This is a genomic window from Kibdelosporangium phytohabitans (assembly GCF_001302585.1).
Lineage (GTDB): Bacteria > Actinomycetota > Actinomycetes > Mycobacteriales > Pseudonocardiaceae > Kibdelosporangium > Kibdelosporangium phytohabitans.
Genome location: NZ_CP012752.1, coordinates 3,806,059 through 3,819,636, shown reverse-complemented (window position 1 = coordinate 3,819,636; position 13,578 = coordinate 3,806,059). Strand labels below are relative to the sequence as shown.

Genomic DNA, 13,578 nt, shown 5'->3' with positions numbered 1-13,578 from the left:
CCCCGCCCGTCCCGGGCGGGGCCGATCACAGCTGGCCGTACTCGCCGACCCGCTTGCCGCCGAGCCAGGTCTGCAGCACCTGCGTCTGCCACAGCGCCCGGCCGGGACCGAGGTCGAACGGGTCCTGGTCGACCAGGATGAAATCGGCGTGCTTGGCCGGTTCCAGTGAGCCGAGCACCCGTTCCTGGTGCGCGGCGTACGCACCGCCCCACGTGAACGCGCGCAACGCCTCGACCGGGGACATCGCCTGCGCCGGGTACCAGCCGCCGACTGGTTTGCCGTCGCGGTCGGTACGCGTGACCGCCGCGTGCATCCCGTCGAACGGGTTTTCCGGTGACACCGGGAAATCGGAGCCCGCGGCGATCACCGAGCCCTGGTCGAGCAGCGTGCGCCACGCGTACGCACCGGCGATCCGGGCGGGACCGACACGGCTTTCGGCCATGTTCATGTCCTCGGTGGCGTGCACGGGCTGCATCGACGCGATCAGGCCGAGTCGCAGCAACCGCGGGATGTCCGAGGTGGCGAGGACCTGTGCGTGCTCGATGCGGTGCCGCATGGTGCCGCGGGGAATCCGCTCGTAGGTGTCGAGGACCAGCCTGTTGCCGCCGTCGCCGATGGCGTGCACGGCACACTGGTACCCGGCGTCTACTATCCGCCGCATCCGGTTCTCCAGCTGCGCGGCGGCCAGCTGGAGCAGTCCCCTGCTGCCGCCCGAATCGCTGTACGGCTCCAGCAAGGCGGCGCCACGGCTGCCCAGCGCCCCGTCGATGTACAGCTTGACCGTGCGGATCCGGAGCAGGTCGTCGGCCACGGAGTCGGTGCGCACACTCGGGCCGACTTCGGCGAAGGCCTCCCAGGACAGGAAAGCGTTGACGCGTACGGTCAGCGCGGCGGCCTGTGCACGGAGAACCAGGAGCTCGGCGGCGTTCGTCCCAGCGTCGCTGGCCGAGGTGATCCCGACCTTGTTCAACCGCTGCTGGGCCGCTGCCAGCCGTTCGCGGTGATCGCGTTCGCCAAGCGGTGGGAGTTTGCCGGCCACCAAGGCTTTCGCGGCGTCGATGAACGCACCCGTGGGCTGACCGTCCGGCCCGCGCACGATCTCGCCGCCCGCGGGCGCGGTCGTGCCGGCCCCCACACCAGCGGACCTGAGCCCGGCGGTGTTCGTCACCGCCGCGTGGCCGTCGACCCGCACCAGCCATACGGGACGGTCACTGACCGCACGGTCGAGGTCGGCAGCGGTCGGCAGCCGCCCGAGACCCCAGATCACCTCGTTCCAGCCGCGTCCCTTGATCCACGGCTGGTCCGGGTGCTCGGCCGCGTACCGCTTCAAGGCGGCCATGGCCTCGTCGAGGGAACGGGTCCCGGCGAGGTCCAGTTCGGTGGCCTTGGCGCCGAGCTGCCAGATGTGCCCGTGTGCGTCGTTGAGCCCCGGCAGGCACACCCGGCCGCGCCCGTCGACCCGCTTGGCGCCGTCCGCGTTGCCGGGATCCAGGGCCGCAACCCGGCCGCGCGCATCGACCAGCAGACTGCCGAACCTGCGCAGCTGCCCCTCGACGACGGTGTACCCACGCACGTTGTCGATCAGCACAGGCTCAAGCTCGCCCGCCGGGGACGCCGGTTCACTGCACGCGGCCAGCGAACCGGCCATCAACCCCATCAGCTTGAGAAACTGTGCCCTGGTCAGACCTGTGCTTGACGCGTGCCGTTCACACATGGCGTCCTCCTCGACACCGGCTGTGACGAACGTATTGCGCGAGGAGCACGACGGTCAACGGACCGTTCGTCGGTCACGACACATTTAGTTGAGGAATCAACCAGTGGGCCCGTACGTTTCCCGAAGTATGAAGAGCATCGGTTTCCTCTCGTTCGGGCACTGGTCGGACAGCCCGTACTCGCAGACGAGGACAGCGTCGGACGCGTTGCTGCAGGCGGTCGACCTGGCAGTCGCCGCGGAGGAGCTGGGCGCGGACGGCGCCTACTTCCGCGTGCACCACTTCGCCAGGCAGCTCGCGTCGCCGTTCCCGCTGCTGGCCGCGATCGGCGCGAAGACCGAACGCATCGAGATCGGCACAGGCGTGATCGACATGCGGTACGAGAACCCGATGTACATGGCCGAGGACGCCGGGGCCGCCGACCTCATCGCGGGCGGCAGGCTGCAACTCGGCATCTCCCGTGGCTCACCCGAGCAGGTGATCGACGGCTGGCGGTACTTCGGCTACCAGCCGAGCGAGGGCGAAACCGAGGCCGACATGGCCCGCAAGCACGCCGAGGTCCTGCTGAAACTGCTGGCGGGCGACGGCTTCGCCCAGCCCAACCCGCGCCCGATGTTCCCCAACCCGCCGGGCCTGCTGCGCGTCGAGCCGCACTCGGAAGGACTGCGGGAACGGATCTGGTGGGGCGCGAGCTCCAACAGCACCGCGGTGTGGGCGGCGGAGCACGGCATGAACCTGATGAGCTCCACGCTGAAGAACGACGAGGGCGGCGCGCCGTTCCACGTCCAGCAGGCCGAGCAGATCCGGGCGTTCCGCAAGGCGTGGGTGGAGGCGGGGTGGCAGCGGGAGCCGCGCGTGTCCGTGTCACGCAGCATCTTCGCCCTCACCACCGACCAGGACCACGAGTTCTTCGGCCGTGACGGCGACAGCACCGACCAGGTCGGCTACATCGACGCCGACACACGGGCGATCTTCGGCCGCAGCTACGCCGCGCAACCCGACGAACTGATCGCCCAACTGGCCGAGGACGAGGCCATCGCCGAAGCGGACACCCTCCTGCTGACGCTGCCGACCCAGCTCGGCGTGGACTACAACGCCCACCTGCTGGAGAACGTGCTCACGCACGTCGCACCCGCACTCGACTGGCGCTGACCGCCCTCCGCTGCTGTGGGCTGATCTGCTCACAGCAGCGCGGGACGCGAACGGTGCCGCGGTGGCGGCATTGTCGGGTGCATGACGAACGACAACAGGCCGCCGCAGTTCGACCATCGGCTGCGGGAAAGGTTTCTCAGCCAACGGGTGCTGGTGCTCGACGGGGCCCTCGACGACGACAACGGCGCCGCGCTCGCCACCGAGATGCTGTCGCTCGCGGCCGACGACCCGAAGAAGGACATCGCGCTGTGGATCCACTCGCCGGGCGGCTCGGTGCCGTCGATGCTCGCCATCCGGGACGTGATGCGGCTCGTCCCGTGTGACGTGACCACGCTCGCGCTCGGGTTGGCGTGCAGCGCGGGGCAGTTCCTGCTGTCGGCGGGCACACCGGGCAAGCGCTTCGCCCTGCCGCACGCCCGAATCCTGATGCACCAGGGCTCGGCGGGCATCGGTGGTTCGGCGGTCGAGGTGGAGGTGCAGGCCGACGCGCTGCGGCACACCAGGGACACGGTGCTGCGGATCATCGCCGACGACACCGGCCAGGACATGGAGCGCGTCTTCACCGATTCGCTGCACGACCGCTGGTTCACCGCCGACGAGGCCAAGGAGTACGGCTTCATCGACCACATCGTCGAAAACCTCGGACAGGTCGTGCCTGTGCGCACGCACGAACTGGGGCTGCGCCCGGCGGTGGGAGCCCGGTCATGAGCACTTACACGATTCCCAACGTCATCACGCGCACCACGACCGGTGAGCGGATCATGGACGTCTACTCGCACCTGCTGTCGGCGCGGATCGTCTACCTCGGTACGGCGATCGATCCCGGTGTGGCGAACGCGCTGATCGCGCAGCTGCTGCACCTGGAAGCCGACAACCCCGACGCGGAGATCAACCTGTACATCAACTCCGAGGGCGGCGACCCGTCGGCGATGCTCGCGTTGTACGACACCATGCGCTACATCAAGGCGCCGGTGGCGACCACGTGTGTCGGCCAGGCTGTCGCGGCGGCGGCTGTCCTGCTCGCCGCGGGCGAATCCGGCCGCCGTGCCGTGCTGCCCCACACCAGGGTGGTGCTGCACCAGCCCGCCGCGCGGGGCAACGGGACCATCCCCGACCTCATCCTGCAAGCCGACGAGGTGGTGCGGGTCCGTGCGCAGCTGGAGGAAATCCTGTCGTCGCACACCAGCCGGAGCGTCGCGGACCTCCGGCACGACACCGATCGGGACCGGGTGTTCGACGCGGCCGGCGCTGTCGCGTACGGACTCGCGGACCACGTCCTCGACCACCGGGCCTGAACCGGCCCGGCCTACGCGGCCATCAGCACCGGCCCGGCCGGGCGACTCCGTCCCGCGGCGGGGGCCACGGTGCTGGTGCGCCGCCGCACATCGCCCGCCACCCCGATCAGCAGATCGGCCAGGCCGACACCGAGTGCACCGGCGACCGCGGAGATCATCTCGCTGGACGGCTCCTTGCGCCCGCGTTCGATCTCCGACAGGTACTGCGGCGAGATCCCGGCCCGCCGCGCGACATCGACGAGCCTGCCGCCCTGCTCGTCCCTGATCGCGCGCAGGCTCCGGCCGAGCGCCTCACGCCACAGCGGCGCCGGCTGCGGCGCACGCGAGCGGTACTGGTCGAAGTGGAGGACATCCGCCATACCGACATCCTGGCACCGCCGAAACGCCCGCGGCGGCGATTACGCTGCGGGCGGAACTGCCGCACCGCGGTTGCCCACGCAGGTCAGGCCGTCCGCACCCACTGGGAACGGACCCGCGCTCAGCCGTAGACGTTCGTGTCGTCGCGCACGGCCGAGCGGACCAGCGCGGCGACCCGTTGCGCCGGAACGGGAACAGCGGGCGACGTGATGATCCACTCGCCGGTTTCCATGTCGCTCAGGCCAGTGGGGATCTCGGGCATGTAGGGCGTGCCGTAGACCGGGGTGTCGCGTTCGCTGCGCCAGCTGTCGGCGAGGGTGCCGATGTCCACCGTGTCGTAGCCCAGCAGGTCGAGCAGGTCCGTCACCGCCGCTTTGGCGGCCGGGTGATCGCCCGCGATGGGCAGGGCGCTGCGGTCGGCCGCACCGGCCGGGCGGGCGAGGGCACCGAGGTGGTGGAAGACGATGTTGTTGCATCCCTTGACCACGAACGAATCCGCGAGGTGCTGCTGCACGAGGCCACTGGTGGTGAGCCCGTTGTCCAGCTCGGCGATCCGGCCGTCGAGGTCCGGGTAGTAGTTCGTGGTGTCCAGGACTGTCTTGCCAGCCAGGGCGGTCGCGGGAAGCGTGCTGTAGGCGCGCATCGGCGTGGACAACACCACGATGTCGGCGGCTTGCGCGGCCTGGGCGACAGTCGCCGCGCGGGCGCGGTCACCGAGATCGGCGACGAGGCCGGCGAGCGTCCCCGGGCCGCGGGAGTTGCTCAGCACGACGTCCAGTCCGGACGCGACGGCCAGCCGGGCGATCGAGCCGCCCAGCATGCCGCAGCCGATGAATCCCAGTTTCTTGATCACAGCTCCGCCTTGCCGTTCCCGGGCGGCGGCACGCCACCCATCGGTAACAGTGTTTCCGAATCGGTGCACAGCATAAGCGGAGTCCGCACGGGACAGCCAATCGGCCGGCGCCTTCCACAGTGGACGCCGACGTGCGGTAAGTAGAGCACAACCACCCGGTCACCACCGCGCAGCGCGCCACAAGGAGTAACCGAACGGGTGACTGTCCTTTTCGGTGAGTACAACGAAAACGGGGCCTGGCCGCTGTTCGCGACCAGGCCCCGTCGCACCGCCTCAGTGGTGGTACTCGTGCACCACCGCGTGACCGCGTCCACGGCCGATCATCCACTTGTTGACCGGCACGGTCAGCACGAACGCGACCGCGAGCGAGAACACCAGTGCGCCCCAGAACAAACCGTTCGCGAGCCCGGCGTCCATGGCACCGGGGACGCCGATCATCACCGCGTTGTCGACGATCTCCATGACGAGGATCGACACCGTGTCGGCGGCGAGAGCCACCTTCAGCGCCTGCCTGACGGGCAGGCCCGCCTTCAGCACGCCGCGCATCGTCAGCGCGTAGCCGAACACGAACGCCAGCGCGACCGCCAGCACGATCGTGGCGACGTTGCCCAGGCCCAGCCACGTGCCGATGACCATGCCGAGGACCTCGCCGATGGCACAGCCGGTGAGGCAGTGCAGCGTCGCCGACGCGGCGGTCGACCAGGTGGCTTTCGGGTGGTGGTGCGCGTGGGTGTCGCTCATGTCCGGCCTTTCCTCTACCGATACCCTTAGGGGGTATCCCGGCAGCGACAGTTATATACCCCCTGCCCGTATGGTGCAACTACTCCCGCAGCCCGATCGCGTCGATCGGCCTCGCCCGCAGCGTCATCCTCGTGGCGATCCCGAGCGACAGCAGACCGAGCAGCACCGCACCGGCGATGATCCCGCCGAAGACCGCGGGCGGCCCGGACGGCAGCGGGGTGCCCCGCAACGCGATGTTCAGCAACACCAACGGAATCCCGGCCACCACCGTGCCGAGGACCGCCGCGACACCCACCGTCGCCAGCGCCTCCAGCCGCATCATCCGCACCACCTGGCGCTTCGACGTCCCCACCAGCCGCAGCAGCGCGAACTCACGAGAACGCTGTGCCGTGCTCATCACCAGCGTGTTGGCCACGGAGATCACCACGTACCCCAGGATCACGCCGACCGCGACGAGGTTGAGGTAGAACTGCGCCTTGACCTGGCCGTCGCTCGCGGCGGCCACAGTGGACCCCGGGGCCACGGTCAGGCCCGGGTACCGGGCAGCGAGGTCGTGCAGTGCCGCGGTCACGGCCGCGGAGTCGGCACCGGGCTCCTGGCGCACGAGCACCGAGTCGTCCATCCGGTCGCCGGTGTGCGCCCTGGCCAGGTCCGCCGGCAGCACGTACTCGCCGAAGGCCTGGTCGCGGGTGTAGGTGGCGACCAGCCGCAGCTTGGCCGGAGCGCCGTCACCGAACCAGAACTCGACCTCGTCGCCGACCTTCTTGTCGTACCAGCCGGCCTCGGAGCGGCTCATCGCGACCGTGTCGCCGGCCAGGTCGTCGATCCGGCCGGACACGACACCGAGATCGAGCGTGCCGCGCACCTGGTCGCCGGTCAGACCTTGCGCCGGGTACCGCTCGACACGCAGGTTCTCCTGCTCCTGCATCGTGTTGATCACCTCGGTGCGGACCACCGAGGTCGCGGCGGCGACGCCGGGCACCCGCCGCACCGCCTGCGCCACCTCCGGTGAGAGCGCGCCGGTGGTGCTGCTGATCACGTGGTCCGCGGTCGTGGACTGCACGGCCTCCTCCTGCTTCGCTGCCGCCGCGGAGGTCTGGCTGTAGAACATCGAGATGGCGAACGTGACCGCCAGCATCACCGGCGTCACCGCGGCGGCCAGTCGCCGTGAGTTGGCCTGGTTGTTGGCCCCCGCCAGGTAGCCGCTGATCCGCGAGACACGGGTCAGCACCGGCGCGATCAGCCGGTTGGTCAGCGCGATCACCCTCGGCCCCAGCACAGCCAGTCCGATGACCACGATCAGCGCCGACATGGACGACGCCGCGAGCGCGGCCTCACCGCGCACGAACACCGGCACCAGCGAACCACCGAGCCCGAGCAGCACGAGCACCCAGCCGGTGACGATCCGGCCACGGCCGAGTTCGCGCCGCTCCACGGCGGCCTCCCCCAGTGCCTCGACCGGGCGGATCGACGACGGGCGCCGCGCCGCCGACCAGGCAGCCAGCCGGGCGGCACCCAGGCCGAGCAGGAACGCGGCGGCGAGCGGGATCGGGCTGATCGCCAGCTCGAAATCCGGCGGGATCACCCCGATCGCGCCGAAGGCGTCGCGCAGGCCGTGGCCGACCACCAGCCCCAGACCGCTGCCCAGCAGTCCGGCGAGCGCCGCGACCAGCATGGTCTCGGTCCCGATGAGCTTGCGGATCTGCTTGGGTGTCGCCGCGATCGCACGCAGCAGCGCGAACTCCCGGCGACGCTGGTTGACCACCAGCGCCAGCGTGCTGGCCACGACGAACACCGCGACGAGGATGGCGAAACCGCCGAACGAACCGGCGATCGCCAGCAGCAGCGTCCTGGTCTGGCTGACGTCGAGGAACTCGACCGTGCTGCGCTCCACACCTGTCACGACAGCGACCGTGTCCTTGCCCGTGGCGGCCCGGACGCGGTCAGCCAGAGCATCCGGGGACACACCCGGTGCCGCCAGCACGCCGATCGCGTGGGCCTGGCCCGGTTTCCCGTCGAGCCCGGCGGCCCGCCGCGGGGAGAAGAACAGCGCGGACTGCCGGTCCAGCGTCTCCCCCGACGCCAGGGCGGCGAGCCCGACGACCTGGAACTCCACCGGCGTCGACCGGGTCGCGATCCGCACGCGCTGCCCGACGCCCACACCGCCGCGAGCCGCCAGGCCTGTGTCGAGCACCACCTCACCGTCACCGACGGGAGCCTTGCCCTCCTTCAGCGAGAACGGCGCCAGCGCGGCGGCCGTCCAGTTGTGCCCCAACGACTGCGTGCCGTCCGGGCCGGTCAGCGCGTTGCCGTCGGCGGTCACGACGTTGGCGGGGAAGCTGTGCTCCACCACCACGTCACGCACGCCGGGCACTGCCTTGATCCGCTCGGCCAGTGCCACCGGCACCGACGCCTGCTCGGCGACCTGCTTCGCCTCGAGCGGCCCCGCACCGGGCGGATCCACTGTCTGCTGCCCGCCGACCACCACGGCCGCGCCGTCGTACCGCTCGGTCGGGACACCGGCGCGGATACCGGATTCCATCAGGATGCCGCAGCCCGCGACCAGTGCCGTGCCGCACAGGATCGCCACGAACGCGCCGACGAAGCCGCTCAGCCGCCTCTTCGTCATCTGCCATGCCAAGTCCCACATGCCGGTCACCACTCCCCGAGGTGGGTCATCCGCTCGGCCACCCGGTCCGGGGTCGGCTGCGGGAGATGACCGGCCAGCTTGCCGTCGGCCAGGAACAGGACGCTGTGCGCGGCCGACGCGGCCACCGGGTCGTGGGTGACCATCAGAACGGTCTGGCCCATGCCGTCGACCACACCGCGCAGCAGGTCGAGCACCTGGCGGGCGGTCCGCGTGTCCAGCGCGCCGGTCGGCTCGTCGGCGAGGACGACCTCGGGACGGGTGATCAGCGCGCGGGCGATCGCGACCCGCTGCTGCTGGCCACCGGACAGCTCCGACGGGCGGTGCTCCAGCTTCTTCGCGATCCCGACGCCTTCGACGACCTCACGCAGCCAGCGCGGGTCCGGTTTGCGGTCGGCCATCCGCATCGGCAGCGTGATGTTCTGCAGCACGTTCAGCGACGGCAGCAGGTTGTACGCCTGGAAGACGAACCCGATCCTGGTCCGCCGCAGCTCGGTGAGCGCCTTCTCGCGCAGCTTGCCCAGGTCCGTCGTCCCCAGCAGCACCCGGCCCGAACTCGGCCGGTCCAGCCCGGCCGCGCAGTGCAGGAAGGTGCTCTTGCCCGACCCCGACGGTCCCATGACGGCCGTGAACGTGCCCTTGCGCACTCCCACGCTCACCCCGTCCAGCGCGGTGACCGCGCCGCCGCCCGATCCGTAGACCTTGCCGACGGCTTCCAGCTCCAAGGCGCACACGCCCTCTGACCTCATCGTTTCCCCTTGACCGTGGTGATCTGTCCATGGAGAAAAGTAGATCCGCCGGGGCGCGCGATCGATCCCTCAGGTGCGACAGTTCATGGTGGGGCCAGCACCACCATCGCGGTCCTGATGAGACACTGTCGCGGTGGGAACCCGGGTGCGTGCCTGTTGGTCCGCGATCCGGTTCCTGGTGATCGGCGCGGGCTCGTCGATCGTGTCGTGGTTCGCCCTCGTCGGCGTCCTCTTCGTGCTGCTGATGTGCTCGTTCGGGGTGGGAATCCCGGCGTTGCCCATCGCGCTCACGCTGATCCGCCGTCCGGTCGGCTTCGATCGCCGTCGCGCCGCGCGCCGGCTCGGCGAGCCGATCCCCGAGCCCTACCGCGACGGGTCGCCGTTGAAGGACCCGGCCAGCCGCCGCGACCTCGCCTGGCTGGCGCTGCACGGCGCGACAGGTTTCGTCATCGGGACGTTCGCCATCGCGCTGCCGCTCGGCGGGATTCGCCAGATCGTCACGGCCCTGATCTGGTGGCTGTTCCCCGGTGGCCTCGAAGGCTCGCTCGCGTTCACCGTGAACTCCTGGCCACTGGCCGCCCTCTGCCTGCTCAGCGGCGTCGCGATGATCGCCTCGGTGCTGCTGGCTCCCCGGGTCGCTCGCTGGCAGGCGACCACCGCGCAGTCGCTGCTCTCGGCCGCGCCCGGTGTCGTGCTGACCGACCGGGTCGCCGAGCTGGCCGCCTCCCGCGCCGCCGCGCTGGAGGCGCACGGCGCCGAGCTGCGTCGCCTCGAACGTGACCTGCACGACGGGGCGCAGGCGAGGATCGCCGCCGTGGTGCTGCAGCTCGGGATCGCCGACCAGCTCTTCGAGAAGGACCCGCGGCGGGCACGGGAGCTGCTGGGCAAGGCGCAGGACACCGCGACCGGCGCGCTGGCCGAGCTGCGGACTGTGGTGCGCAGCATCCACCCGCCGTTGCTGACCGACCGCGGCCTGGACGGAGCGGTGACCGCACTCGCCGACCGCTGCCCGGTCGCGTGCACTGTGGACGTTCGCAGCCGGGCCCGCAGGCCCGCGGCGGTCGAGGCGGCCGCGTACTTCATCGTCGCCGAGATGCTGGCGAACGTGACCAAGCACTCGGGCGCGGACCACGCCTGGATCACGATCGACGGCAACGCCGACACCTTGCGCATCGACATCCGTGACGACGGCCACGGCGGCGCCGGCGAGTCCGGCGGCAGCGGGCTGGCCGGGATCCGCAAGCGAGTCGAGGCGTTCGACGGGACCGTCACCCTCACCAGTCCGTCCGGTGGACCGACCGAGCTGAAAGTGGAGCTGCCATGCGGGTCGTGATCGTCGAGGACGACGCGCTGCTGCGCGAAGGTCTCGTGCTGTTGCTGGACACGGCGGGAATCGACGTCACCGCGGCCGTGGACAACGTCGAGGACTTCATCACGGCCGTCGCCGGGCAGCGGCCGGACGCGGTGATCACGGACGTCCGGCTGCCACCGACGCACACCGACGAAGGCCTGCGTGCCGCGGTCGAGGCCAGGCGGATCCACCCTGGCCTGCCCGTCCTCGTGCTGTCGGCGCACGTCGAGACCAGCTACGCGGCCGAACTGCTCGCGGACGGCAAGGGCGCGGTCGGGTACCTGCTCAAGGAGCGGGTCGGCAAGGTCGAACGCTTCATCGACGCGTTGGAACGGGTCGCGCAGGGTGGCACGGCGATGGACCCCGAGGTGATCGCCCAGTTGATGGCGCACCGGCGGGCGACCGATCCGCTGGAGGCGCTGACCGCTCGGGAGCGGGAAGTGCTTTCGCTGATGGCGGAGGGGTACAACAACGCGACCATCGCGGAGCTGCTGGTGGTCAGCGATGGCGCGGTGCACAAACACATCCGCAACATCTTCGCCAAGCTCGGCTTGCCGGAGGACAGCGGTCACCGGCGGGTGCTTGCCGTTCTCACGTACCTGAGCCGCAAGAGCTGATCAGGGCGAGCGCCGCGTCGAGTCCGGCCACGATGTCGGTGTTGCGCGGCTGGGCGAGCAGGGCGAGGCTGACGCCGTCGATGACCGAGCTGAGCATCCTGGCCAGCGCCGCGTGGTCACGGCCCGGCGGCATTTCACCCGCTTCCTCGGCCGCCTGGAACACCGATCGCAGGATCTCCTGGAACCCTCGGTCCTGCTCGATGAGGATCTCGGCGAAGCCGGGCGTGGTCGCGGCCTTGGCGGCGAACGCGTAGTAGACCCGGACTTCGACGGCCCGTTGCTCGTCCAGCGGCAGCAGTTCGTCGGCGACGCGGCGCAACGTGCCCAGCACGGGCGCACGGAACGGGACCCGGCGAATCCGTTCGCCGGTCGACTCGCCCAGCTGCCGGAACGCGAACACCATCATGTCGTCCTTGGTCGAAATCCGCCCAGTTCGGCCGCGTGTCCGCCCGGTCGACGGCGCTGACCGTGAGCGCCTCCTTCACCAGCGCCGGGGTGAACTGGCAGGCGTCCAAGGTGCTGTTGCCCGCCGCCAGCGAGTAGACCAGGCCTGTGGCGATCGGGTTGCGCACGGCGTTGTTCAGCGTCTGCTCGTTGCCGGGTGCGCCGATGCTCATGTTGACCACAGCGGGTTTCCTGGCGTTCTTGGTCGCCCAGTCGATCCCCGCGGTCATCTGGCCAGCCTGGCGGTGCCGAAACAGGTGACCACTCGTACGGCGACCACCTTGACCGCCTTGGCCACGCCATGCGTGACACCGCCGATCGAACCGGCGACATGTGTGCCGTGGCCGTGGCAGCCTTCGCCGTTGCGCCCGTCGCCGACGGTGTCCGTACCGATCGACGCGCGGCCACCGAACTCACGGTGCCCGGCTCGGATGCCGTATCGAGCACGTACGCGGTGACGTTCTCGCCCTTGTTCGGGTACGTGTACTTCGGGTCCAACGGCAGTTCACGCTGATCGACGCGGTCCAGGCCCCACGAGGCCGGGTTGTCCTGCGTGTCTTGCAGGCGCAGGAGTTCGTCGTGTTCGACGTAGGCCACGGCCGGGTTCTTGGCCAGCTTGGCCGCCGTGGCTTTGTCCATCGTCGCGGCGAAACCGCGCAGGGCAGCGGTGTAGGTGTGGGTCGTGGTGAAGCGGTGTTCGTCGGCAAGCGCGCGCACAGCGTCATCGACCGCGTGCCGGGATTCGTTGAGCACCACGACATAGCCGCCCTCGACAGGCTCACCGGCCGGGACAACGGGAGCGATGACCAGCGTGGCGGTGGACACGGCCGCGCCGAGGAACGCGAAACGATGCGGGGGCATGGTCGCTTCCCTTCGCGGATCAGGTCTGGGTGACACGGTCGATGAACGCGCGCTGGTCGACAACGTTGCTGTAGACCACAGTGCCGCCGCAGCCCTGGCCACCGAGCCGGCTGGCCGAGCCGCCGACCCGCCACCCAGTCACCTGCCTGACCAGGAACGGGCCGCCGGAATCGCCGTAACAGGCACCCTTGCCGTTGCTCGCCGCGATGCACAGCTCCCAGCGCGCGTCCACCGTCCGGCACCCGGAGCCGGGCGCGACCGTGGTGTCCAGCTCCCGCAGATCCCTGGGGAAACAGGAGGTTCCCGGCTTGCAGGTGGACCCCCAGCCGAGTACGCGGACCGGGCTGCCGGGCGCCGGTGCGCTGTCGGTCAGCGCGAGAGGCGCGGCGGTCACCGCGCGGTCCAGCTTGATCAGGGTGAGGTCAGCGGAGCCGGTGACGAAGTGCGCCGCGCTGGCCACCTCGCCGCCGGAGCCGTGGAACTTGCTGCCGATCCGCGGGGTGATCCGGGGATCGCCCTGGACGCGGTGGGTGGCAGTCAGGACCCAGGTGGGTTTGACCAGCGTGCCACCGCAGAACTGGCCGCCGCCGGGGCCGAGCAGCGCGGCCGTCCACGGGTAGTCCTCGGACGCGGGTGAACCGTCGATAATGGACGGTCCGAGCACGGGCCCTGCCACAGCCGGGCTCGCGGTGACGGCCAGCAGCACCGCGGCGAGCAGGGAACCGAGCCGACAGGGAGGATCTCAGGCGCATCGTGGCCTCCTTCGGTCCCTTGGAGTGGGCTGGACCAACCCGCGGCT

General features: G+C 70.5%; 15 protein-coding genes and 2 pseudogenes. 6 read left to right on the top strand and 11 right to left on the bottom strand.

Annotated elements, in window-relative coordinates; all coding sequences use genetic code 11:
- Nucleotides 1-25 precede the first annotated feature (25 nt).
- The gene (locus AOZ06_RS17585) at nt 26-1,714 is read right to left on the bottom strand and encodes an amidohydrolase (RefSeq protein WP_054290393.1); all 1,689 of its coding nucleotides are present in this window, start codon (nt 1,712-1,714) and stop codon (nt 26-28) included.
- 127 nt (nt 1,715-1,841) lie between these two features.
- On the opposite strand from AOZ06_RS17585, the gene AOZ06_RS17580 reads away from it, so the two are divergent.
- The 3 genes from AOZ06_RS17580 to AOZ06_RS17570 all read left to right on the top strand — a co-directional run bounded on the left by AOZ06_RS17580 (nt 1,842) and on the right by AOZ06_RS17570 (nt 4,159).
- The gene (locus tag AOZ06_RS17580) at nt 1,842-2,864 is read left to right on the top strand and encodes an LLM class flavin-dependent oxidoreductase (protein ID WP_054290392.1); all 1,023 of its coding nucleotides are present in this window, start codon (nt 1,842-1,844) and stop codon (nt 2,862-2,864) included.
- 81 nt (nt 2,865-2,945) lie between these two features.
- The gene (locus AOZ06_RS17575) at nt 2,946-3,572 is read left to right on the top strand and encodes a ClpP family protease (protein WP_054290391.1); all 627 of its coding nucleotides are present in this window, start codon (nt 2,946-2,948) and stop codon (nt 3,570-3,572) included.
- Nucleotides 3,569-4,159 (top strand): ClpP family protease, encoded by a 591-nt coding sequence (locus tag AOZ06_RS17570; protein WP_054290390.1) that lies wholly within the window; start codon nt 3,569-3,571, stop codon nt 4,157-4,159. The genes AOZ06_RS17575 and AOZ06_RS17570 overlap by 4 nt, the downstream gene beginning before the upstream one ends.
- 11 nt (nt 4,160-4,170) lie before the next feature.
- On the opposite strand, the gene AOZ06_RS17565 is transcribed toward AOZ06_RS17570, so the two are convergent.
- The 5 genes from AOZ06_RS17565 to AOZ06_RS17545 all read right to left on the bottom strand — a co-directional run bounded on the left by AOZ06_RS17565 (nt 4,171) and on the right by AOZ06_RS17545 (nt 9,506).
- On the bottom strand, nt 4,171-4,518 hold the full coding sequence (locus AOZ06_RS17565) for a helix-turn-helix domain-containing protein (protein WP_054290389.1): 348 nt from the start codon (nt 4,516-4,518) through the stop codon (nt 4,171-4,173).
- 119 nt (nt 4,519-4,637) lie between these two features.
- On the bottom strand, nt 4,638-5,369 hold the full coding sequence (locus AOZ06_RS17560; protein WP_054290388.1) for an NADPH-dependent F420 reductase: 732 nt from the start codon (nt 5,367-5,369) through the stop codon (nt 4,638-4,640).
- Between the two features lie 273 nt (nt 5,370-5,642).
- The gene (locus AOZ06_RS17555; RefSeq protein ID WP_054290387.1) at nt 5,643-6,110 is read right to left on the bottom strand and encodes a DUF4396 domain-containing protein; all 468 of its coding nucleotides are present in this window, start codon (nt 6,108-6,110) and stop codon (nt 5,643-5,645) included.
- Between the two features lie 79 nt (nt 6,111-6,189).
- Nucleotides 6,190-8,760: an FtsX-like permease family protein gene (locus tag AOZ06_RS17550; protein ID WP_083472658.1), complete on the bottom strand. Its 2,571-nt coding sequence runs from the start codon at nt 8,758-8,760 to the stop codon at nt 6,190-6,192.
- A 5-nt stretch (nt 8,761-8,765) separates the two neighbouring features.
- On the bottom strand, nt 8,766-9,506 hold the full coding sequence (locus AOZ06_RS17545; RefSeq protein ID WP_054290386.1) for an ABC transporter ATP-binding protein: 741 nt from the start codon (nt 9,504-9,506) through the stop codon (nt 8,766-8,768).
- Between the two features lie 133 nt (nt 9,507-9,639).
- Between AOZ06_RS17545 and AOZ06_RS17540 the strand changes: the two genes are divergently transcribed.
- Together AOZ06_RS17540 and AOZ06_RS17535 are read left to right on the top strand one after the other, a co-directional pair.
- Entirely contained in the window at nt 9,640-10,839 is a 1,200-nt protein-coding gene (locus AOZ06_RS17540) for a sensor histidine kinase (RefSeq protein ID WP_054290385.1), read from the top strand.
- Nucleotides 10,827-11,474 (top strand): response regulator, encoded by a 648-nt coding sequence (locus AOZ06_RS17535; RefSeq protein WP_054290384.1) that lies wholly within the window; start codon nt 10,827-10,829, stop codon nt 11,472-11,474. Before AOZ06_RS17540 ends, AOZ06_RS17535 begins: the two co-directional genes overlap by 13 nt.
- Here AOZ06_RS17535 and AOZ06_RS17530 read toward each other — a convergent pair.
- From AOZ06_RS17530 to AOZ06_RS62110, 3 genes and pseudogenes are all read right to left on the bottom strand, one after another.
- Entirely contained in the window at nt 11,449-11,877 is a 429-nt protein-coding gene (locus tag AOZ06_RS17530; protein WP_169798937.1) for a TetR family transcriptional regulator C-terminal domain-containing protein, read from the bottom strand. The genes AOZ06_RS17535 and AOZ06_RS17530 overlap by 26 nt on opposite strands.
- Nucleotides 11,867-12,091 (bottom strand): annotated as a pseudogene (locus AOZ06_RS62115) (hypothetical protein); the annotation flags it as partial. The gene AOZ06_RS17530 and the pseudogene AOZ06_RS62115, both read right to left, overlap by 11 nt.
- Before the next feature lie 53 nt (nt 12,092-12,144).
- Nucleotides 12,145-12,312: a S8 family serine peptidase gene (locus tag AOZ06_RS62110; RefSeq protein ID WP_417999967.1), complete on the bottom strand. Its 168-nt coding sequence runs from the start codon at nt 12,310-12,312 to the stop codon at nt 12,145-12,147.
- On the opposite strand from AOZ06_RS62110, the gene AOZ06_RS57850 reads away from it, so the two are divergent.
- Nucleotides 12,259-12,432, top strand: a complete 174-nt coding sequence (locus AOZ06_RS57850; protein ID WP_169798817.1) for a hypothetical protein — start codon at nt 12,259-12,261, stop codon at nt 12,430-12,432. The genes AOZ06_RS62110 and AOZ06_RS57850 overlap by 54 nt on opposite strands.
- A gap of 107 nt (nt 12,433-12,539) precedes the next feature.
- On the opposite strand, the pseudogene AOZ06_RS62105 reads toward AOZ06_RS57850, so the two are convergent.
- Nucleotides 12,540-12,779 (bottom strand): annotated as a pseudogene (locus tag AOZ06_RS62105) (hypothetical protein); the annotation flags it as partial.
- A 19-nt stretch (nt 12,780-12,798) separates the two neighbouring features.
- Entirely contained in the window at nt 12,799-13,485 is a 687-nt protein-coding gene (locus tag AOZ06_RS17515; protein WP_054290380.1) for a S1 family peptidase, read from the bottom strand.
- Nucleotides 13,486-13,578: the final 93 nt, after the last annotated feature.